The sequence below is a fragment of the Anaplasma capra genome, assembly GCF_025628805.1.
Lineage (GTDB): Bacteria > Pseudomonadota > Alphaproteobacteria > Rickettsiales > Anaplasmataceae > Anaplasma > Anaplasma capra.
The window spans coordinates 14,523-35,159 of record NZ_JAOTBG010000003.1 but is presented as its reverse complement, the minus strand read 5'-3'; the positions used below and the strand labels follow the sequence as shown (position 1 = coordinate 35,159).

Genomic DNA, 20,637 nt, shown 5'->3' with positions numbered 1-20,637 from the left:
ACCCGCCCTAGACTTGCTTGAACGCGGCATACAGCGGTACTAACAAGCCGGATGGAGAAAAACCTAATACTTGGAGCACTACCAGGGAATTGCAATCACTTACTCCTTATGTTTCACCTATACCAACACAACGGCGACATGTAAGGCACAGCGGAGGCACAAGAGCCCACATACAGTGGATACTACAACCACATGTCTGCCCGCACTCCTAGCACATTACCATACCTCCATTCACGTGTATGGTTTGCCCAGTTATGTAACTACTGGCATTGCTTGCCAAAAACAGAACTACCGAAGCAACATCTTCCGGAGTGCCCATGCGTCCCATAGGTATGTTGCCCAATATGCTCTCTTTTTGTTTATCGGACAACTGGGCCGTCATTTGTGTATCTATAAAACCGGGGGCAACGCAGTTTACAGTTATTCCGCGCGACGCAAATTCTAGCGCAATGGACTTACTCATCCCTATTATGCCGGATTTAGATGCTGAGTAGTTTGCCTGCCCTACATTCCCAGTAACACCAACAACTGAAGATATATTGATGATCCGACCACCACCTTTGTTTTTCAGCATTGCACGGCACGCACCCCTGTTAATCTTAAACACGGAAGTCAGATTTACCGCTATGACCTTGTCCCAATCCTCGTCGGTGATGCGAAGCGAAAGCTTATCCAGCGTAATGCCTGCACTGCAAACTACGCCATCGATTCCTGACATACTTTCAGCCGCCCTGTCTACTAGAGTGTCTACCTCTTCACCATTGAGTAGATTGCACTGCAGCACGTGTGTCGCACTTGTAGCGCATTTAGACGCGACATCATGCAACGCATCCATCCTCGTGCCTGATATACACAACTTTGCATCTGCTTTTGACAAGAAAACGGAGATGGCCGCTCCTATACCTCCGGATGCCCCTACAACAAGAAACTTTTTTCCAGACAAATTAAACATACATACACCAACGATATCTGCACAACATCCAAATTCTATGCGACCCAGCACCCAGCCGATACTAACTAATTTTACTTGATTAGCGCAATATCATTTGATACTATCCCAGTGCTTTTAGTGTTGCGTAGGTGCGTTTTAGGGGTCCTTTGCGCTGTCGGACGGGCGTTGCTTCTCAGGGTTTAAAGCTCGGCCACGTCTTCTTTCTGGCTCCTGGGTCTGCAGCCCGTGCGCGTGGCTTGCTGTCTACTTGTGTTTTGCGGAGGTTTTAGTATGATGATTAGCCCATTGCAGTCGCCTAGCGAGCTGCGTAGACGCATGCAGGAGCTGTACAGTACCGATGAGAAGAGTTACATAAGGTACCTTACTGAACGTACTGAGATATCGCAAGATTCCAAAATACGGATATATAGCCTAGCCAAGCAGATTATAGAGAAGGTCCGCGCGGGCAAGAGCTCCACTATAATAGACGCTTTCATGCAACAGTATGGGCTTTCAACCGAGGAGGGCGTGGCGCTGATGTGTTTGGCAGAGTCCTTGCTAAGAATCCCAGATGACTGCACTGTGGATGGCATGATAAGAGACAAAGTCACGCGTTCTGCGTGGAATAAGCACATAGGTCGTTCTTCGTCAATGTTCGTGAACGCGTCCACTCTGGCGCTGAGCATAGGCTCGTGTATGCTTAAAGAGATTGATGACTCGCGGTGGTATAGTGTTCTAGGTAATCTGCTCAAGAATATGGGTGAGCCCATCATCAGGAAGGCTGCTCTGCAAGCAATGCAGGTATTGGGTAGGCACTTTGTGTCTGGAAGAACAATAGAAGAGGCAATTACGAGAAGTCACGAGCAAAAACGGGTCTGCTCTTTCGATGTTTTGGGAGAGGCGGCCAGAACCCAGGAGGAGGCAGATAAATATTTCACCTCTTACATGCATGCGATAGAAACGCTGGGCTCTGATCCAAATGCTGGGGCCGGCTTGGAGTCACGCCATGGTATATCAGTCAAGCTTTCTGCTCTGAACCCCAGGTACGAGTTTGGACAGGCTGACTACATCATGAAGGACTTATCATCAAAACTGTTGGAGCTCTGCCAAGCTGCAAAGAAGTACAATATCCGGTTGACAGTAGATGCTGAGGAGGCTCGAAGATTGGAGCTGTCTCTCATGGTGTTAGATACCGTATTCTCAGACAATTCCCTTAGTGGCTGGGAGGGCCTTGGTTTAGCGGTTCAAGCTTACCAGAAGAGGGCGCTGTCAGTTATTGACTTTGTGGAAGATATAGCCATACGGGCAAATCGAAAAATGGTGCTCAGATTGGTTAAGGGGGCGTATTGGGATTATGAAATCAAGTATGCGCAGGAGCTGGGGCTGGAGGGGTATCCAGTGTTTACCAGAAGGGCATACACGGATGTCTCTTATATCGCCTGCGTACAAAGGATCTTAAGCAAGCCGAACACCTTTTATCCCTGCTTTGCAACACATAACGCGTACACTCTTTCCTTGGTACTGGAGATGGCTGACAAGGGCCACCCAGGGTTTGAGTTCCAACGTCTGTATGGTATGGCTCAGGGCTTGTATGACTACGTGACCAAAGAGGTTGCACCGAACGTGAGGTGTCGTGTATACGCTCCCATAGGACAGCATCAGGAGTTGCTTCCTTACCTGATAAGGAGATTGCTGGAAAATGGTACTAATAGCTCTTTTGTCAACATGATTAACGATGCTGATATTTCGGTTGAACACTTGTGTGCTGACCCTCTGGAAAAGGCGAAATCTTTGGAGTACGCTCCCCACCCGTCTATTCCCTTGCCTTCGGAGATGTTTCCAGATGGTAGGGTGAATTCTGCTGGAGTAAATACCTCTGATTCGCTTGCCATGCTCGCATTGAGTGAAGAGGTAGGTGCGTTTGACAACACATGCTGGAAAGCGTGCCCGATAATCGACGGTCAGGACGTAGAGGGTGGAGAGCTTTATGAGGTGTTCTCTCCTGCTAGCCTGAGCACCAAGGTGGGGGAGGTGTTATTCGCTACCGAAGAGCACGCCCTGCAGAGTGTGGATGTTGCGCACAGTGCGTTCCGTAAGTGGAGCAGCGTCTCCGTAGACGAGCGTGCAGCTATATTGGAGCACGCCGCGGATTTGCTTGAAAAGGAAAGGGGTAGGTTCTTTTCCCTTCTTATCAGGGAGGGAGGCAAAGTAATCCCAGATGCTGTTGCAGAGATCAGAGAGGCGGTAGATTTCTTGAGGTACTATGCAATGCTCGCCAGAAATCAGCTGACTGACCCCGTTAGCCTGCCTGGACCGGCGGGAGAAGAAAATTATCTCTACTTTGAAAGTAGAGGTGTTTTTGTTTGTATATCGCCGTGGAATTTCCCTCTAGCCATTTTTCTGGGCCCTGTGGCGGCGGCTCTAGTTGCTGGAAACACAGTCGTGGCTAAGCCGGCTGAGCAGACCTCCTTGGTAGCGTATGAGGCAGTAAAACTGCTGCATAGGGCTGGTATACCGACAGATGTATTGCTTTTTGTTCCCGGAAGAGGGGAAGTGTTGGGTGCGACTCTGCTCAAGAATGAGAAAGTTTCTGGGGTGGCATTTACGGGTTCTACAGAGACTGCTAACATAATAAATCAGGCTATAGCCGCCCGCGGTAGGGACATCATCCCGCTGGTAGCTGAGACCGGTGGTATTAATGCTATGATCGTTGATAGCTCTGCGCTGCTAGAGCAAGTTGCTGATGATGTTATTGCCTCTGCGTTTAAGAGTGCTGGGCAGAGATGCTCCTCTTTAAGGGTGCTGTTCCTACAAGAAGAAATTGCGGACAGGCAGATAGAAAAGATCTGTGGCTCTGCTGCGGAACTTCGGTTGGGAAATCCCATGGCCATTAGTACAGATATAGGTCCGGTTATTGATAAGCAAAGCTTTGATATGCTGAATGCTTATGCGGCGGAAATGCAAAAAAAGCAGGTCAAGCTTCTGTGTAAGCTAGATATTAGCTATCTATCTGGAGAGGAGGAAGGTTATTTCTTTCCCCCACATATTTTTGAGATTGAGTCAATTTCTCAGCTTGAGCGAGAGGTTTTTGGGCCTGTGCTCCACATTGTGAGGTACAAAAAGCCCGATCTTCAGAGTGTGCTTGATGACATTAATAGTACCGGGTACGGGCTTACTTTTGCTGTACAAAGTAGAATCCAGAGTAGTATCGACGACATCACTGACAGGATAGGAGCTGGTAACGTGTACGTTAATAGGAATCAGGTTGGTGCAGTGGTAGGAGTGCAGCCTTTCGGGGGTAGGGGCTTGTCAGGAACCGGTCCCAAGGCAGGGGGGCCCTATTACCTACATAGATTTGTGACAGAAAAGGCCGTTACGGTAAATACTGCTGCCTTAGGGGGTAGCGTTTCGCTTGTATGCCTGGAAGATGAGTAAAACTTTGGGGTCTTACCCCAGTGGCATTAACTCGCAACTTGTGTGAGTATCGCAGCGGATGTGCAACTTAGTGCAGCACGACCTTCGGCACTGGACGGTGGATGCTGCTGCCCTGGGGTAGCGTATGAACATGGACCTTGGGGGTGGGGCATCGCGCATTTAAGTAGTCCCAGAGTGTCAGCAGCCCCCGCTACAGAAGGATATCAACTTTAAAGTTATAGCCAGTCCCGTGCGCCTGAGCGCATTTCCGTCAATGCTTTTATCGGTGCAGTAGACTAGGCGTAGAAAACCTAGGCAGAATTTTTGCTTCCTGGGTAAGTACGCTGCCCCTACAATTCTCTCATATCCACTTTGAGCTTTCTACATGACCCACAACCACAAAGTACAGCATGAGACCGCCCTATTGGACTCTGCCCTGGCAAGCGTTGATGAGCTACTCAAAGAAAAAGAAGAGCAGTTTCAATATATTTTGGATAGTATCCTGCGCTCATTCTTAGAGCGGATCAGCCACACACTAGGAGAAGAGTTTATCGCGCTACTACAAAAGGAATACGTAAAGCTTTTTGGCGGAGTTACTTTTGATGATCTGCACACCACTGGTATACCAGGTTTACACCAGAAAAATCAAGAGATTATGAGTAGGATAATAGCGGAAATTATACAAGAAGCTCTCAAAAATTTTGCTGCAATATAGGTTTCTGTATGTTGGAAAATCCCGCCTTTCACGTTGCACGAAAAGCCCCTCCAACAAGTTTTCCAGTCACCTTAATGGAGGCAAAATCTTTCTTGGGAATCAGCAATAGTAATGAAGACGATCTACTAACAAGCCTAATATCTATGTCTTCAGAGTATGCCCAGTGGTATATAGAACAGTCCCTTAGTAAGCAAACCTGGGTGCTGTCTTATGCTGGAAGTAGTATTCCCAACAAAATATATCTGCCATTCGGACCTATTATCTCCGTCATATACGTGAAAGCAGCCAGTGACGCCTCTGACTTCGATATAATAGCAGCAGAAAGGTATTTAGTTAACAACCCGCAATCCAACATAGTATTTCCCGCAACATTAGGAGCAACAAGAATGGAAATAGCTTATGAAGCGGGATATACAGACGCAAAACATGTTCCTATGCAAATTAAGAATGGGATACTGCATCACGTAGCAGTGTCCTACAAGAGGAGAGATGCCATTACTGTTGAGCACCTCACATTTATCAAAGAAATATATACGCCTTTCAGAGAAGTAAAGTTAGTGCTGTAAAATGATGAACGCTACAGGCCTGTATTCTTTGGCTATAGAGCACCTAAGGTCAGATAATGCAATAAGAAACTTGGTAAGCCGCGTGTACGAGCAAGAGCCCACCGCGGCAAGCGTACCGTATATTTATTTAAGCATACATCATTCCAAGGGTGTACCAACTTTTGATGAGCTGACTTCCAAGGTACACGTGGTATGCTATACCCTCAGCTATAGCATGTTAGAGACATTGGAGATTGTAGAACATACCAAAAGGGTATTGCGAAAACTACTCAGAGAAACAGAACTCACGCTCAATAGTAATACGCACAGAACGGTGCGTAGGGGAGAGATTTTCCAATCTACCGTAAGCTTTGAGGTACTAATAGATGATTATCTTGAAATTTAAGGAAAGAAGCGGTGGTTACGTTACTCTACAAGGTATCCAGAACGTCAGGCTGACGTTACGAAGTAAAAACTACGAAACAAGAAGCGTTCTTTCTGGAGGGTGGAAAGACTCCCTAAACGGTGCCGGAGATAGAAATGTCACTGTGCGAGTAGGGGGACTGCTACTTGCGGGACAATCCACTACAGACAGCATTCTGTTACAGCACTCGTTTGAGAGCAGCACTTTGGACTGCGAATTGCTTCTCGATGGCATAAGGAGAGAGCGAGTAATTATGAAGTGCTTTGTTGAGCTATACGAGCGGTATTATGCGGCCGGAAATTTAAACGGTTTTAATGTTACCCTAACTAGCAATGGGCTGATTGAATATTACAGAGAAGTGAAAAGCAGCAACGTATCTCTTGAAGCCAAAATATAAAAAAATTAACTATAAATTCACAAGGAATATGTAGGATTGCGCGCATAGCATGTCCTCACGCCAAACTAGACAATGTCTCACACCCTAGCAGTAAGTGAAATAGCGGGCAGATGCTCTCCGGAAGTTCGGCATTCAATTAGGCTGATATTAAAACACGGCACACCGGGCCAAGTGGCTGCCGTACGCGGTGTATTAAAAACCTTTCTGCACATAAATTCATTTCCAAACAAGGAAATAGGGCCTTGGCAGCACAAGATCTACATCCTAGAGAGAAATAAAGTTCACCAGAGCGGTAGTTGGGTAGCAAAAGTCCGCTCGACTTCTAGGTGCATAGTGTTGCATGGTAAGCAATATCCTCATTGCGTGGCAAATACCACACGTCTGTTCAAATGCGAGAAAGTATCTGTACCAGCGCGCATAACATTGCAGCACAAAACACGCTCACAGGGAGGGGTAGAGAAAGCATTCATAACCATGCGGAGGGTAAAAGTAGCACATGGTATGGATCCAACACAAAGAGCTGGGCAAACCAAAGAATCAAACGAACGCGAAGCTGCAATGTATGGTCGCTCATCACAGGTGATACGATCCGAGAAAAACAGAGGGAAAGCGTCATTTTTTAAACTTTTATTAAATCTGTTATTCACGCTAATTTTCCCAATGATGCTCCAGGGGGACATCGTGATAGAGTGCATTTTAAAAGGACTTGAACAGCAATATAAGGAAAAGCATTCTCGCCACTCAAGGAGTAGCCACGCAGCATCTATTGTTAGATAAATTAGATAAAATCAGTCATTTACTGTATGAAATTTAATCAATTTTTGAAGCTAGTCTTCGAGACCGTAACTCCCGGTGGCCTATACGTGAATAATTGGCATATCAGGGCAATCTCAGATAGATTGGAGGCCGCCTTAGCTGGGAAAATCAAGCGATTGATTATCAATATACCACCTAGGTCCATGAAATCCATGTGTGTCAGTGTAGCATGGCCTGCATGGATTTTAGGATTAAATCCAAAAGCTCGGATAATAGCGGTAAGTTATTCGCAGATTTTAAGCGAAAGACTATCCATGGATACTAAATATGTAACACAAGCTGCTTGGTATAAAAGGTTATTCCCCGAAGTAAAAATTGCCAAGGATCAAAAAAATCGGCTCCAAACCACACAGCTAGGGTACAGATTTGCGACTTCAGTTGGGGGATCAATAACTGGGGAGGGAGGTAATTTTTTGATAGTTGATGATCCAATGAATCCCTTGCAATCTGAAAGTAAAATGTATAGGCAGAGAGTTTGCGACTGGTTCAGCCAAAGTTTATTGACGAGGCTAGACGATAGAAAAAATGGGGTTGTGGTTGTGGTGATGCATAGGCTGCACACCGAAGATTTGACTGGATACTTGTTATCGAAAAAGGCCTATGGTAGCGGGTGGCATCATTTATCCTTACCACTTGTAGCCACAAAAAAATCCAAAGTCTACGCCTTTGCTCCGCCACTTATACTGCACAGCAATGGCCGAAAGTCAAGAAAAGTGTTGTATGTGCGAAAAGATAATGAGCCACTACGCAGAAATATGGGCACACGGTACATAGAAAACCTGAAAAAAGATGTCGGCACGTATGTGTTTTCCTCTCAATATCAGCAAAACCCTATAAATAATCTAGGCGGTGGCATTATAAAACGCCAATGGTTCAAGCGCTACAGTGGCTCATTGCCCGTACACGGAGAGTGCATTGTGCAAAGCTGGGATACTGCAAGTACCCAGACACGTGGTAGTGACTTTAGTGTGTGCACGACTTGGGCATACAAGAACCACAACTTCTTTTTGCTGGAGGTGTATAGAGCCAGGTTTGAGTATGTCATGCTTAAGCAGTCAGTGTTGCATATGAACAATCTTTGGAAGCCGGATACCGTGCTCATTGAAGGAAAATCAAGCGGCCTACAGCTTATACAAGAACTATTACACCTTCCAATTGTATCTATAATTCCAACAGGTGGGAAGGTTACCAGGGTTTATAAGATTCTCTCAACAATAGAGGGGGGTCGTGTATTTCTCCCGCGTGAGGCATCATGGTTAGGTACCTTTGAACAAGAAGTATGCTCATTTCCGAATTCTGAACACGACGACCAAATCGACAGCATGGTACAATTCTTATCATGGGCACGCGATACTATGACAGTACAAGAAGTATTGGTTCCTCAAATCAGAGAAATCCAGTAGGGAAGGGTTGTGTATAGGGCGCAATGTCAAAGTATATAAAACTCTAAGTTTAAGTATGAGTGTTACTGATAAAGTAAGATCTGTGATTTGGCGCAAGAATACCTGAATGCCGTTGTTCAATGGATGTCTTAGAACTCGGAGTATGAGGAGCTGCTTACCTCAGGAACGGGTAATTATCTGGGGACCTCCCTGCGCTACTGGCTGAGCACTAGGTACTGACTAGTTGGGCCGCGCAATCACTAGGGGGCATAGCCTTGGGCGATGTGTATAACTTCTAAGCTCCTGACAGGGAACTAGCTCCAGAAGACCAACCAACTGTGTTAGTGAAGAATCTACGTTTCACTTAGAGGAAGGATTCCCGCACAACCCACAGATATGCCCCCGGACATACAATACAAAAGCACAAGAGTAGTGTCACAAATACGATGAGCGAACCCCTACGAAGAAGACGAGGCTGACGCTGCTGGTACCCTTCTACTCGTACTCGCACTCGCCATAGAATACGCGTCCCTAATATTGACAAATATGCTTTCGTACAGGTTTATCTGGCTCAAGAACTTTTCAACACGATCCTGCATATACAGAAACTGCACCTCCGGAATAGTACCAGACTTAAATGCAGCGACTATATCTCCTTTAAAAGCCTCCGCGTAAGCTCTAGTGGCACTCAAGTGACTCAACGTGGACTCTATTATGGTATCCGGGTCATCGCGGCTCGTTTCGGGCATCACATATATACTATCGGTATAACATCACAGGCGGTAATACACTCTAAAAGTTTAATTGTAAAGAAAAATGTAGCGAAAGTAAGCTGTAAGGAAGGGTATGCTAAAGGGGATATCCTCATAATTATTTTGACTTTATTAGATATATGAGAGAGACTTCCGGCTGGGGGTTGTCCCCGTTTGTTATGGTTCTTAGCCTAGGCGCGTGCCGTGTTAGTGGTGGGTCAGGTTTTCGTTGCCTCAGATCATGCAGGTGTTGGGCTCCGGCTTCTTCTTAGTTCCTACCTGAGGGACATCGGGTGTAAGGTGGCTGACTGTGGCTGTGATGCCAATGATAGTTCCGTGGACTACTCAGACTATGTATCTGGGGTGATTGATTGTGTGTCCGAGAGTAGTTTTGGGGTGCTAATCTGCGGTACTGGAATAGGGATGAGTATCGCGGCCAACAGAAGTAGGCGAATAAGAGCGGCTCTGTGCCACGATTCACTCTTTGCCAGATTGGCTAGGGAGCACAACGACGCAAATGTTTTATGCTTCGGTTCGAGGCATATAGAGCCTGATGTGGCTAAATCTGTGTTGTATACATTTCTCACTACCAAATTTTTGGGTGGCAGGCATGCAGCGAGGGTAAAAAAGTTGGGAGAGATGGGAGATTGTGGTTAACATTAGAAATAGAAGTTGAAACTCGTCTTCCAGTCCCTAGTCTTTGTTCGGATTTTAGATTTTAATACGGTGCGTGCCTGTGTGAGCTGCGTGGTTTTGGTACATGCATAGAGTTGACGATCCAGAAGTTCTCAAGTTTTCTGATTTAGCTTCTGAATGGTGGGACGGGAGTAGCTTTTCTGTTTTACACAAGGTGAACGCTGTGAGGGTGGGGTACGTACTTTCACAGCTTGGTAACGTCTCCCCTAAATTATCATTATTAGATGTAGGGTGTGGCGGAGGAATATTTGCAGAATCCATGGCCCTGTTAGGTTTCTCCGTTACGGGAATAGACCCTAGCCAAGAAAGCATAGAGGTTGCTTCGAGACACGCTCGTATATCTGGACTAGACATCAGATATCACTCTACATATCTTGATGAGTTTTGTGAAAGACATGAGGAGACTTACGACATTGTCACACTGATGGAAGTGGCTGAGCACGTTGACGATTTAGAATCTTGCCTTAGTCATGCTTGTGTGTCGCTCAAGAAAGGAGGGATACTATTCCTTTCAACGCTGAACAGGACATTTAAATCCATGGTATTAGCCGTGATAGCTGCAGAATATGTTTTGCGGTGGATTCCAAAGGGCACTCACTCTTGGAACAAGTTCATCAAACCGGCAGAAGTGTGTTCCATACTGCGCGCCAAAGGGGTTATAGTTCAAGATATCAGCGGTATGGGCTATATGGCACTGAGAAATGAATGGTGTATAGTAGATAATGTGGATGTAAATTACATTCTTACTGCAAAAAAGCTATAGCAGCATTCTCAAGCACTCAACCTCTGGTCCTCCTGGGTATTCTAGGCCCAGCATTCTAGCTATTTTGTCAAAAGTCTCTCCTAGTGAATCATCAATTGACTCTCCAAGTCTAATGTATCTACCTACACCTTGAGCAACTAAGAACTGGCAATGTCCTCCTGATATTATTAGGACAAGAAACGGGAATTCAATATCATCCCGAATCATACGAGCTACCAGAGCATGCGCCTCAAGATGATTCACAGCAATGATAGGTTTACGCGTTACATAGGCAATTGCTTTGGTGAGCATAATGCCAACTATCAGCGATCCCACCAATCCAGGACCTGCAGTAACTGCAATTGCGACTTTTTGCTTCGAATTTAGATAGATTGCGCTTTCAGAGGCACTTTAAACTTATTTTCCATAATATATATTATGTAATCGAACGGATTTAGCTGATGAGAAATCCTGCTCTTAAATTTCCTCAAGTCATGAACATATGAACAACGGCATTCAGGTATTCTTGCGCCAAATCACAGATCTTACTTTATCAGTAACACTCATACTTAAACTTAGAGTTTTATATACTTTGACATTGCGCCCTATACACAACCCTTCCCTACTGGATTTCTCTGATTTGAGGAACCAATACTTCTTGTACTGTCATAGTATCGCGTGCCCATGATAAGAATTGTACCATGCTGTCGATTTGGTCGTCGTGTTCAGAATTCGGAAATGAGCATACTTCTTGTTCAAAGGTACCTAACCATGATGCCTCACGCGGGAGAAATACACGACCCCCCTCTATTGTTGAGAGGAGTTCTGGTTTAGGATATTGCGCCCACGGAGCTGCGTATCAATTCCACAGACTGGTTGAACACATCCTGCTCCTCCTTGGTCAGGGAGAACTCAACAACCTCTTCTACTCCCCCCTTGCCTATGATCGCAGGAACACCTACAAACAGGCCCCGTACCCCGTACTGGCCATCCAGGTACGCAGAACACGGAACCACGGAGCGCTGATCTCGGAAATACGACTCTAGCATGTGCGCACAAGAGGCTGCTGGAGCACAATAAGCAGAACCGGTTTTTAGCAATTTAACAATCTCCTCTCCCCCCTTGCGAGTCCTTTCTACAATCGCGGAGACGTCTTCCCTGCTCAAACGGCCACTCCCTATTAAGCTCTCAATTGACACCCCATCAACTGTAGAATACCGCAACAACGGCAACATTAGGTCTCCGTGCCCGCCTAGCACCATAGAAGAAACACTTTTGACCGAAACGTTCATGTGCTGAGCCAAAAAGAAAGAAAACCTCGCAGAATCCAGAACTCCAGCCATTCCAACAATCTTGTTCGAAGGTAAACCAGAGTATTTGTGCATGCACCAAACCATAGCATCAAGTGGGTTGGTTACAACAATGACGAAGGCTCCAGGGGAGTACTTGGCTATATTCTCAGCAATGCCCTTTATCACCGAAACGTTTGTATTCAGCAAGTCCCCGCGGCTCATTCCCTCTTTCCTAGGAATTCCCGCTGTCACCACTATGGCGTCAGAACCCTCTATTGCAGCGCAATCAGAACTACTAGCAATGGAAACATCAGACCCCAGCACGGTTAAGGCCTGCCCTATATCTAGGGCCTTCCCTTCCGGCATGCCATCAACAACATCAACGAACACCAGCTCCTTAGCGACTTGGGAGGCACCCAGCATGTACGCCAACATGCTCCCAATATTGCCAGCACCAACGAGCGAGACCTTAGCCAATCGGGAGGAACCGTGCATATGAGAAACAGTGAACTACAGACCATTACACTCTAGCAAATTGCTATGATTTGTCAAGCAACATACTCGGGTCCTCTTGCCAAACAACTGCAACGAAAATCTTATTCGCTTGCATGTACGAGGATGTAGGTTTGTATAGCTCCGCGCTGCACTCACGCACCCCACAATTCTCCTTTGTGATGCAATTGATGAGACTTTTTGCTGCATGTTCAAGGAGATCATATTCCCGCTCTTCTAGAATCATTTTTATTCTCTTGCTCAATGTGGAATAACATATCACATCGTGCTGTGCCGAATATACAAGATGGACGCTCACCAACACCTTTTGCGTTATAACTTTTTCCCAGCTGTAAATTCCCACGTGCATGTAAACCGGAAGGTCAACTATACCCAGTTTAAAGAGCACAAAAATTCCTCATGAAAAAACCGCTCAAGGTTTTATAATGAGCAAGCATAAATGTCTAGGAGTTTGGAATGCAGCGCTTACAGAAGGTTTTGTCCTGGATCACAGATAAATTGTTGTTCTTCCCTTTTGGGCGATCACAAAAACTCAAGGATGGCGAGTTATGTTATGTCTCAGGCGCAAGACGGTGCATAGGCACTATGGTAGATCTAGTTATTATGGTGCTAGCGCTGCAGCTAACGCACGCAATCTTTTTTCTTGTCCTCCCAAAAAGCGAAGCCGCATTCAAAGCCATTGAGAAACATAAAATGGGCGCAACACTCACTAAAGAAGAAAAAATTCTCAGAAACAAATACATATACAAGGCAGTTGTGCTGCAGGTGGCACAGTTGGTGATTGTGTTCGTATACAATGTGTATATGTGGATAAATTTTTCCGGAACCGTGGGCAAGTTACTAGTTGGACTTAGAGTAGTAGATGAAGAAAAACTGGAGGCTATGAGCCTGCATCAGGCAACAAAGAGATTCTTCAGCACAGTACTTTCAGGAATTCCGCTTGGATTGGGAATTTTGTGGTCAAACTTTGACTCACGCAAGAGAGCGTGGCACGACATGATAGCGAAAACCGTAGTCGTAACCAATAAAAGTTTGAAACGGTACAAGGAGCTACATAAGGCGGGTTCCAAGGGGCCAACGAGCCCTAGGGACGAGCTCTAGAGATGCGAAATTGCTGCCACTGCGTAGATTCTCAAGCCCAGCCCATCCAACCATTATCCCGTTGTCTGTGCACAGTTCTTGTGGAGGAAAGACTGCGTCGATTCCGCATTCACTAGCACACTTAAGTATGCCGCTTCGTAAAAAATTATTAGCAGCCACTCCTCCACTGACGACGATTTTACTGATTCTATCATCAATAGCCCTGGCCATGGCTATCGCATTAACAATTCTGCTAGCCAATATTTCGCTGATGCACTGTTGGAATGACGCACAAATATCATGCACAACTTGTTCATTCAGATTTTCTTTCTCTTTGGCTATGGCGACTATTGTGTTGCGCACTGCAGTTTTTAATCCAGAAAATGAGAAGTCACAACCCGGCCTGTTTTTTAGGGCTCTGGGAAAGGAAAATCTATCCGCATGGCCTTTGAGCGCCCAGCACTCAACCTCTGGTCCTCCTGGGTATTCTAGGCCCAGCATTCTAGCTATTTTGTCAAAAGTCTCTCCTAGTGAATCATCAATTGACTCTCCAAGTCTAATGTATCTACCTACACCTTGAGCAACTAAGAACTGGCAATGTCCTCCTGATATTATTAGGACAAGAAACGGGAATTCAATATCATCCCGAATCATACGAGCTACCAGAGCATGCGCCTCAAGATGATTCACAGCAATGATAGGTTTACGCGTTACATAGGCAATTGCTTTGGTGAGCATAATGCCAACTATCAGCGATCCCACCAATCCAGGACCTGCAGTAACTGCAATTGCGGCCAAATCTGAAAACTTTAAATCTGCATTATCCATAGCTTTGGAGACTAGCACATGCAGAAAGTCGGAATGCGCCCTTGCTGCAATTTCTGGCACAACACCGCCAAAGAAGGAGTGATCCTTCTGTGATAAAATTTCATGAGACAGCACACTGCCGCATTCGCCCAAAACCGCAACTGCGGTTTCATCGCAACTAGTCTCTATCCCAAGAATCGCGCCGTTCACTGACAGACTACCTTGCTATTTCAGCATACCCACTTCTTTGTAGAATCTGGTCGCGCCATCGTGCAGAGGAACCGTACTTTCACCGGTCAGTAAGTCTTCAACTTTAAACCCCGCAAGAGCACCGCTAAGCTCACGGAATCTGTCAATATTTGATGCTATAGACTTCACTACTGTATACGCTATATCATCCGATAAAGCCGTAGTGGCGTACATGGAAGCTCGCACTGATATCGTACTCACGTCCTCTGAATTATTTTTGTACATGTGTCCAGGTATTACACCGGCATCGTAGTACGGGTATTTTTCCACAAGTGCTGCTATCAAGCTACTATCTAGAGGAATAGTAACGGCATCACAAGTTGCTGAAGCTTCCTGCATACCAGCGTTTGGATGCCCAACAAAGTCTGTGATTACATCTATCTTGCCATCACATAGTGCTTGTACCTGCTCAGAAGATCTAAGGTCAGATGCGACAAGAAAATCTCCAGTAGTCCATTTCTTAACCTTAAATAGGTTGAGTACAGCAGCCCTAACCCCCGTACCCGGCGCCCCTATGTTGATCCTCTTGCCTTTTATATCATCAATGGCATTAATGCCTGAATCTCTTCGCACCACTATTGTAAGATATTCCCTGTGCATGGAAGCCAGCAGTCTTAGGTTACTCATGGGCGGGATGTCAGAATGTATATCATCCCCAACATATGCGCGATACCCTATATCGGATTGGGCAACGCCTATGTCCATGGCACCCCTGCGTATGGAATTCAAATTATAAACGCTGCCAGCAGTTGTAGAAGTAGAGCAAACTAGCTGCCGCCCAGATGTGTCTGCCTCGCTATAGCCCAGCACAGCAAATTTACACACCCCACCACCTATGGAATAGTACACATTGGTCATGGACCCTGACCCAATCAATATGAAACTCCTCTGAGGTCCAGAAAAAGCTGGTCTACCAAATAACAAAAAAGAGCAGCTACAAACTGTGATGAATCCAGCAACTATCACTCGAAACATAAAAACCTACAACTCTAACAAATTGCTTATGACACCGCAAAACGCATCAATTTTTGTTCCTGCACTTCCGACTAGCACACCTGACAGGTTACAAATTTCAGACTTGAGAACGCGCACGTTGTCTTGGTTCACTGACCCACCATAGAGTATGGGACACGCCACCGGACTGTGAGATTGTATGATATCAAAAGATTCCTTTATGACATCTAAATCAGGAATGTCCAAGCCTCCTATAGCCCAAATAGGCTCATATGCGATCACAAACTCTCCATACTTAGGAAGACATTCATTACATTGTTCAATCAGTACATCTCCAGATATACCATCACGCCTTTCCTCAAGCGTCTCACCCATGCAGATAATCGGTATAATACCCTCCTCTATTGCAACTTCAGCTTTGAGTCTAACATCTGAATTTTTTTCACCAAGCCCGCCACGTCTATCAGAATGTCCAAGAATTACATAGTCACACCCGCATTCCTTCAGCATTTTGGCGCTTATCTCGCCTGTGCAGCCCTTATCTGCCCTAAAAAAGCAGTTCTGCGCACCGAGTTTAACTGATGAGTTTATGGAGTGAAATGCCAACATCGCAGTGAAGGGAGGGCATATTACTATCTCAATTGAGCTCCTACTCAACGCAAAGCGGCCACCTATTGCGGTGAGGAAATCTTGCAACAAAACTGCGTTCCCACCCATCTTCCAATTGGCCACGACAAGAAAGGACATAAGCTCCACAAGAGGTACAGAGAGCCGGCTGCCGGACTCGAACCGACAACCCCCTGATTACAAGTCAGGCGCTCTACCAGTTAAAGCTAAGCCGGCTAACACGCAAGAAACCAAGCCCAAAAACAGCTAGTGGTAGAATGATATACGTGTTAGGATAAAAGTCAAAAGCTTAATTTAAGCCGTTTCATTGGTGATTTTGGAGCTGTATTGTGGGATGTGCGTCCTCAAACATAAGGCCCGTAAATCGTTAGGGCAGCATTTTATCTTAGAATCTTCTATAGCTGAAAGAATAGTCTCCCACGCCGGAGACATAGAGGGACGCAACATAATAGAAGTTGGTCCTGGGCTTGGAATTATGTCCGAAGCGATTTTGAAGAGCAAAGCAAAAAGCCTCGTGTCAATTGAGAAAGACCGCAGACTCTTGCGTATACACGAGAGTCTAATGGCAAAATATCCAAATTATAGATACGTACAGTGCGATGTTTTAGATATAGACCTGAACACACTCATCTCAGCGCCAAGTAAGATGATTGCCAATTTGCCATACAACATATCTGTAACTCTCTTACTAAAAATGCTGCAATACATACACCATTTCGAAGGGCTGACTCTAATGTTCCAGAAAGAGGTTGCCGACAGGCTGGTAGCCAAACCCAGCACTAAAAGTTATTCGTCACTTTCCGCTCTTGTACAATTGCTATGTGATGTAGAAAAGGTAGAAGACCTGCATCCCGGCATGTTTTCTCCCTCTCCGAAGGTTCATTCATCTGTGGTGAACATCACGCCTCTGGGAACAACGCGCTTTCCAGTAGATTACTCATATGCGACCAAGGTACTTAGAAAGATCTTTAACTACAAGCGCAAGACCATGCGCAACTCGTTGGAGCTCTCTGCCCAAGAATTTGATGAATTACTTGAAGTATGTAAGGTATCACCTTCTATAAGGGCAGAAAATTTATCTATTAAACAACTCTGTGAAGTGTCAAACTTTCTGCAATCCCGACAATACCAGCCTGCATAGTGCCGCAGTCCCGGACTCCCAGTATGACAATGGTGCACTGTCCATGGGTAGGAATCGCTTTTCCCATGATGTGCTAACGATCTAAGTTCAAAAAGTTACTGCCTAATTTTTATTGACGATATGGCCTTAAAGCCAAAATACACGGAAATTCTTTCAATAATACCCGGCACCGCGTATTGAATAAACGTCGCGTGTCCGCCGTTGTTAACACGTAGATACAATACTCCGGAATTGTCTTTAGAAAAGGCCACTCTATCTGGTTGCGCAAGTTCCGCAATTCCTACCCCCACTATGTCTTTCCAATTGAGCATTATACGAATCTCTGTTTTGCTCAGCCGCCATGTATCGCATTTTTGTAATACGAAGCTTTCCATCACAGATCTTATGCTCCTGCACCCACGTTTTCTTGTCAAAAGATGCATACTTTCTCAGTTAGTGAACTAACGCAACTGGAACAGGTGCCCCCATCTTACCGCAGAGTCGATATCGAGACACCAAAAACATACGACGCCTTCAGGATGGCGGAGAGAGAGGGATTCGAACCCTCGATACAATGTTACTTGTATAACGGTTTAGCAAACCGCCGCCTTCAGCCTCTCGGCCACCTCTCCCGCCGGGAACTGGAGGATTATTCTCCATTTCCCGTAAAATATCAATAGTAATCACTCAATATACCTGCGCACGTTTCTACCAGTGCAATAGATATATCACGAGCACATATTGCATATGCGACGAGCACGCTCATCAGAATTCGCGCTCTCAACCAACCTTGGCACGTCACCGCCGCACGCAACTTGACCAATCAATAGGAGCCAAAGTGCTAGGTAGTTAACAACTCCAGGTGTCTTCTAGAATCGCATACAAGGGCACACACAGAGTTCAGGAGGTGATCAAGCTCTGCATCAGAGATCACGAAGGGTGGCATTAAGTACACCGTATTCTTGATTGGTCTAATCCAGATTTCGAAGCCCATCAGTCTCTCCAAGAAACCCTCTTGGAGACAATCGGAGTAATCTTGCTCTATCTCCATGGCAGCAGCTGCCCCCTTGACCCTGATATTATGAACATAACCTAAATTCTCAAGCGGCTTTAATCCGTGCTTCAGGCGTTTTTCAATCACCTTAACCCTATTTATCAGCGACCCATCTTCAAACAAGTCCAGCGAGGCGTTCGCAGCAGCGCACGCCAGAGGATTCGCTGCAAAAGTGTTACCATGCATTAGCTTTTCACCATGCAACTCAAACGGCTCGCAGACCTCTGAGGACACTAGAGTTGCCGATAACGGGCACATCCCGCCAGTAATAGCCTTGCCTAGCACCATGACGTCAGGCAAAATTCCCGCCTGTTCGCATGCAAACATGGTACCAACTCTACCAAAACCAGTTGCCACCTCATCTGCGATGAAGAGAATGCCATTTTCCTTTGCTAACTTTCGTAGTAGCGCAAGCGTATCTGGAGAATAAATTCGCATCCCCCCAGCAGCCTGCAAGATTGGTTCAACTATTATCGCAGCAACTTTGTGGGCAATCCGCTCCACTGCGTGTTGTAGTGCAATAACATCACGCTCATTTACTGGTAAATCAAATAAGTGCTGAGCCTGATAGTAGCCAGAAAACAGACCATGTATAGCAGCAGGATCAGAAACTGACATGCACCCCATGCTATCGCCGTGATATGCGTGTTTGAACGCTATAAAACCTGTTTTTTGTGGTTTGCCGATTGTGCGCCAGTATTGTACAGCGATTTTCATTGCAACTTCCACAGCCATGGATCCAGAGTCAGCAAAGAAAACCTTGTGCAACCCGCGTGGCGACAACGCTATGAGCCGAGAAGCAAGCGTGCTGGCCCCTTCATGAACCAAGCCGGAGCACAGCATAACGTGAGAAAGCTTCCCTACCTGCTCGCGCATTTTTTCAACTATGTAGGGATGCGAATACCCGTGGCATACACTCCACCAACTAGATATTCCGTCTAACAGCTTTTTGCCACTCTCCAATTGCAAATAGCATCCACTGCCAGATACAACCTTTACAGCAGCAACTGGTGGCTGCGTACTGCTGTAGGGCAACCAAAGATTTTCAAACATACATATAACTAACTCGAACCACAGCCTATTTCAAAGCAATTGTGCCAACAAGCAAACCCCCAGCATTCTAATAAATTGCATAGTGTCTGGGAAGCCATTTGAAAAAATTCCTCGGGTATTAACGAAAGCCTGCAGCAATCAGCGCGAACTAGGGGCTGACTAGCATCGCCTGGATAACCTGTAGCTCAACTCTGCCCCATAGATAAAAAAGATGCTGAGTATGTAGAAAAACATCATGGACGCGACAATACCAGAGAGATTGCCGTACATTGTATGCAGCACTTTAAAATTCGATAGATACCAAGAGAAGGTGAATGAAGATAAAGTCCATAACACAGTGACCACAATCGCTCCCGGAAGTACAATTCCGATGCGTTGCCTAGTATTTGGCACTATAAAATACATAAACGCGACAGAGAGGCACAGCACGGCTTCGCTGACAGTATATTTTATGTAACTCCAATACCCCCAGCGCCTATCAAGCACATCAAGAATGATGGGCACCAAGACTATAAACAACACACTGAGCATCATCATTAGGATTATCACCAGAAACTGCAGAATACTCAGCATCCTACCCAGAATGTATGGCGGCGGGGCGGACACCCTAAATGCCTTGTTAAGCACAGTTCTCATGCCTTCTATGGCTGAAGAAGCGGTCCACACTATTCCTATTATAGCTACAGTTAGTAGACTCTGCGGTGGCCCTGATAGTATTTCGTTGATTCTAGGTAAAAGCGCAGATATCGTCTCGTGCGGCAGTTCACTGAGCAGCGAATTTACTAGCACTCGCAAAAAATCCTCCTGCTTATCCAGCATATGCAATGCCGTGGAAGTGATAGCAGTGAAGAACACAAGAAACGGAAAGGCGGAGAGAAGTAGAATAAATGACAAGTACCCCGAGTATACTAACCCATCATGCCTACGAAAATCTGCGACAGCCAGACCTGCGCACTTTACGAATGAACCTATCTTTCCAAAAACTGCAGCACAGAACCCGTACACACACAAAACACTTACCAAACCCATAAACCCCTATATTATTCGGTGTATTTTGCAAGAAAACAACCTTGT

The 20,637-nt window shown here is 45.7% G+C and carries 20 protein-coding genes, 2 tRNA genes and 1 pseudogene; 10 read left to right on the top strand and 13 right to left on the bottom strand.

Annotated elements, in window-relative coordinates; genetic code table 11:
- Window positions 1–208 precede the first annotated feature (208 nt).
- Window positions 209–952 (bottom strand): 3-oxoacyl-ACP reductase FabG, encoded by a 744-nt coding sequence (fabG, locus tag OC187_RS01240; RefSeq protein ID WP_262998050.1) that lies wholly within the window; start codon window positions 950–952, stop codon window positions 209–211.
- Between the two features lie 273 nt (window positions 953–1,225).
- Between fabG and putA the strand changes: the two genes are divergently transcribed.
- From putA to terL, 6 genes are all read left to right on the top strand, one after another.
- Window positions 1,226–4,366: a bifunctional proline dehydrogenase/L-glutamate gamma-semialdehyde dehydrogenase PutA gene (gene putA, locus OC187_RS01235; RefSeq protein ID WP_263008517.1), complete on the top strand. Its 3,141-nt coding sequence runs from the start codon at window positions 1,226–1,228 to the stop codon at window positions 4,364–4,366.
- A gap of 364 nt (window positions 4,367–4,730) precedes the next feature.
- Window positions 4,731–5,060: a hypothetical protein gene (locus OC187_RS01230; protein WP_262998051.1), complete on the top strand. Its 330-nt coding sequence runs from the start codon at window positions 4,731–4,733 to the stop codon at window positions 5,058–5,060.
- An 8-nt stretch (window positions 5,061–5,068) separates the two neighbouring features.
- A complete protein-coding gene (locus OC187_RS01225) occupies window positions 5,069–5,626 on the top strand; it encodes a head-tail connector protein (RefSeq protein ID WP_262998052.1) in 558 nt (185 codons plus the stop codon).
- A gap of 1 nt (window position 5,627) precedes the next feature.
- Window positions 5,628–6,011 (top strand): DUF3168 domain-containing protein, encoded by a 384-nt coding sequence (locus OC187_RS01220; RefSeq protein WP_262998053.1) that lies wholly within the window; start codon window positions 5,628–5,630, stop codon window positions 6,009–6,011.
- A complete protein-coding gene (locus OC187_RS01215; RefSeq protein WP_262998054.1) occupies window positions 5,992–6,426 on the top strand; it encodes a phage tail protein in 435 nt (144 codons plus the stop codon). Before OC187_RS01220 ends, OC187_RS01215 begins: the two co-directional genes overlap by 20 nt.
- An 803-nt stretch (window positions 6,427–7,229) precedes the next feature.
- Window positions 7,230–8,645, top strand: a complete 1,416-nt coding sequence (terL, locus tag OC187_RS01210; RefSeq protein ID WP_262998055.1) for a phage terminase large subunit — start codon at window positions 7,230–7,232, stop codon at window positions 8,643–8,645.
- A gap of 437 nt (window positions 8,646–9,082) precedes the next feature.
- Here terL and OC187_RS01205 read toward each other — a convergent pair whose 3' ends face one another.
- Window positions 9,083–9,376, bottom strand: a complete 294-nt coding sequence (locus OC187_RS01205) for a hypothetical protein (protein WP_262998056.1) — start codon at window positions 9,374–9,376, stop codon at window positions 9,083–9,085.
- 204 nt (window positions 9,377–9,580) lie between these two features.
- Between OC187_RS01205 and rpiB the strand changes: the two genes are divergently transcribed.
- On the top strand, window positions 9,581–10,033 hold the full coding sequence (rpiB, locus tag OC187_RS01200; protein WP_263008506.1) for a ribose 5-phosphate isomerase B: 453 nt from the start codon (window positions 9,581–9,583) through the stop codon (window positions 10,031–10,033).
- A 103-nt stretch (window positions 10,034–10,136) separates the two neighbouring features.
- Window positions 10,137–10,835 (top strand): bifunctional 2-polyprenyl-6-hydroxyphenol methylase/3-demethylubiquinol 3-O-methyltransferase UbiG, encoded by a 699-nt coding sequence (gene ubiG / locus OC187_RS01195; protein ID WP_262998058.1) that lies wholly within the window; start codon window positions 10,137–10,139, stop codon window positions 10,833–10,835.
- Between the two features lie 15 nt (window positions 10,836–10,850).
- Here ubiG and OC187_RS01190 read toward each other — a convergent pair.
- From OC187_RS01190 to OC187_RS01180, 3 genes and pseudogenes are all read right to left on the bottom strand, one after another.
- Window positions 10,851–11,180 (bottom strand): annotated as a pseudogene (locus OC187_RS01190) (tRNA (adenosine(37)-N6)-threonylcarbamoyltransferase complex transferase subunit TsaD); the annotation flags it as partial.
- 464 nt (window positions 11,181–11,644) lie between these two features.
- Window positions 11,645–12,601, bottom strand: a complete 957-nt coding sequence (mdh, locus tag OC187_RS01185) for a malate dehydrogenase (RefSeq protein WP_263008505.1) — start codon at window positions 12,599–12,601, stop codon at window positions 11,645–11,647.
- A 43-nt stretch (window positions 12,602–12,644) separates the two neighbouring features.
- On the bottom strand, window positions 12,645–13,007 hold the full coding sequence (locus OC187_RS01180) for a dihydroneopterin aldolase (protein WP_262998060.1): 363 nt from the start codon (window positions 13,005–13,007) through the stop codon (window positions 12,645–12,647).
- A gap of 68 nt (window positions 13,008–13,075) precedes the next feature.
- Here OC187_RS01180 and OC187_RS01175 point away from each other — a divergent pair, with 68 nt between their 5' ends.
- Window positions 13,076–13,720, top strand: coding sequence for an RDD family protein (locus OC187_RS01175; protein ID WP_262998061.1), 645 nt, complete (start codon window positions 13,076–13,078; stop codon window positions 13,718–13,720).
- Here the strand turns inward: OC187_RS01175 and tsaD are convergent.
- The 4 genes from tsaD to OC187_RS01155 form a co-directional block, all read right to left on the bottom strand.
- Window positions 13,670–14,716: a tRNA (adenosine(37)-N6)-threonylcarbamoyltransferase complex transferase subunit TsaD gene (tsaD, locus tag OC187_RS01170; RefSeq protein ID WP_396124687.1), complete on the bottom strand. Its 1,047-nt coding sequence runs from the start codon at window positions 14,714–14,716 to the stop codon at window positions 13,670–13,672. The two genes, OC187_RS01175 and tsaD, sit on opposite strands and share 51 nt — an antisense overlap.
- 15 nt (window positions 14,717–14,731) lie before the next feature.
- On the bottom strand, window positions 14,732–15,730 hold the full coding sequence (locus OC187_RS01165) for a TAXI family TRAP transporter solute-binding subunit (RefSeq protein ID WP_262998062.1): 999 nt from the start codon (window positions 15,728–15,730) through the stop codon (window positions 14,732–14,734).
- A 6-nt stretch (window positions 15,731–15,736) separates the two neighbouring features.
- Window positions 15,737–16,456: a triosephosphate isomerase gene (locus OC187_RS01160; RefSeq protein WP_263008504.1), complete on the bottom strand. Its 720-nt coding sequence runs from the start codon at window positions 16,454–16,456 to the stop codon at window positions 15,737–15,739.
- Window positions 16,457–16,478: 22 nt separating this feature from the next.
- A tRNA-Thr gene (locus OC187_RS01155) sits at window positions 16,479–16,552 on the bottom strand.
- 118 nt (window positions 16,553–16,670) lie between these two features.
- On the opposite strand from OC187_RS01155, the gene rsmA reads away from it, so the two are divergent.
- Window positions 16,671–17,477, top strand: coding sequence for a 16S rRNA (adenine(1518)-N(6)/adenine(1519)-N(6))-dimethyltransferase RsmA (rsmA, locus tag OC187_RS01150; protein WP_262998064.1), 807 nt, complete (start codon window positions 16,671–16,673; stop codon window positions 17,475–17,477).
- Between the two features lie 95 nt (window positions 17,478–17,572).
- Here the strand turns inward: rsmA and OC187_RS01145 are convergent, their stop codons facing one another.
- The 4 genes from OC187_RS01145 to OC187_RS01130 form a co-directional block, all read right to left on the bottom strand.
- Window positions 17,573–17,899 carry a DUF721 domain-containing protein gene (locus tag OC187_RS01145; protein ID WP_263008503.1) on the bottom strand — a complete coding sequence of 109 codons (327 nt, stop codon included), beginning with the start codon at window positions 17,897–17,899 and terminating at the stop codon, window positions 17,573–17,575.
- Between the two features lie 97 nt (window positions 17,900–17,996).
- Window positions 17,997–18,088, bottom strand: a tRNA-Ser gene (locus tag OC187_RS01140).
- A 209-nt stretch (window positions 18,089–18,297) separates the two neighbouring features.
- Entirely contained in the window at window positions 18,298–19,563 is a 1,266-nt protein-coding gene (bioA, locus tag OC187_RS01135; RefSeq protein WP_262998066.1) for an adenosylmethionine--8-amino-7-oxononanoate transaminase, read from the bottom strand.
- 159 nt (window positions 19,564–19,722) lie between these two features.
- On the bottom strand, window positions 19,723–20,592 hold the full coding sequence (locus OC187_RS01130; RefSeq protein ID WP_262998067.1) for a YihY/virulence factor BrkB family protein: 870 nt from the start codon (window positions 20,590–20,592) through the stop codon (window positions 19,723–19,725).
- Window positions 20,593–20,637: the final 45 nt, after the last annotated feature.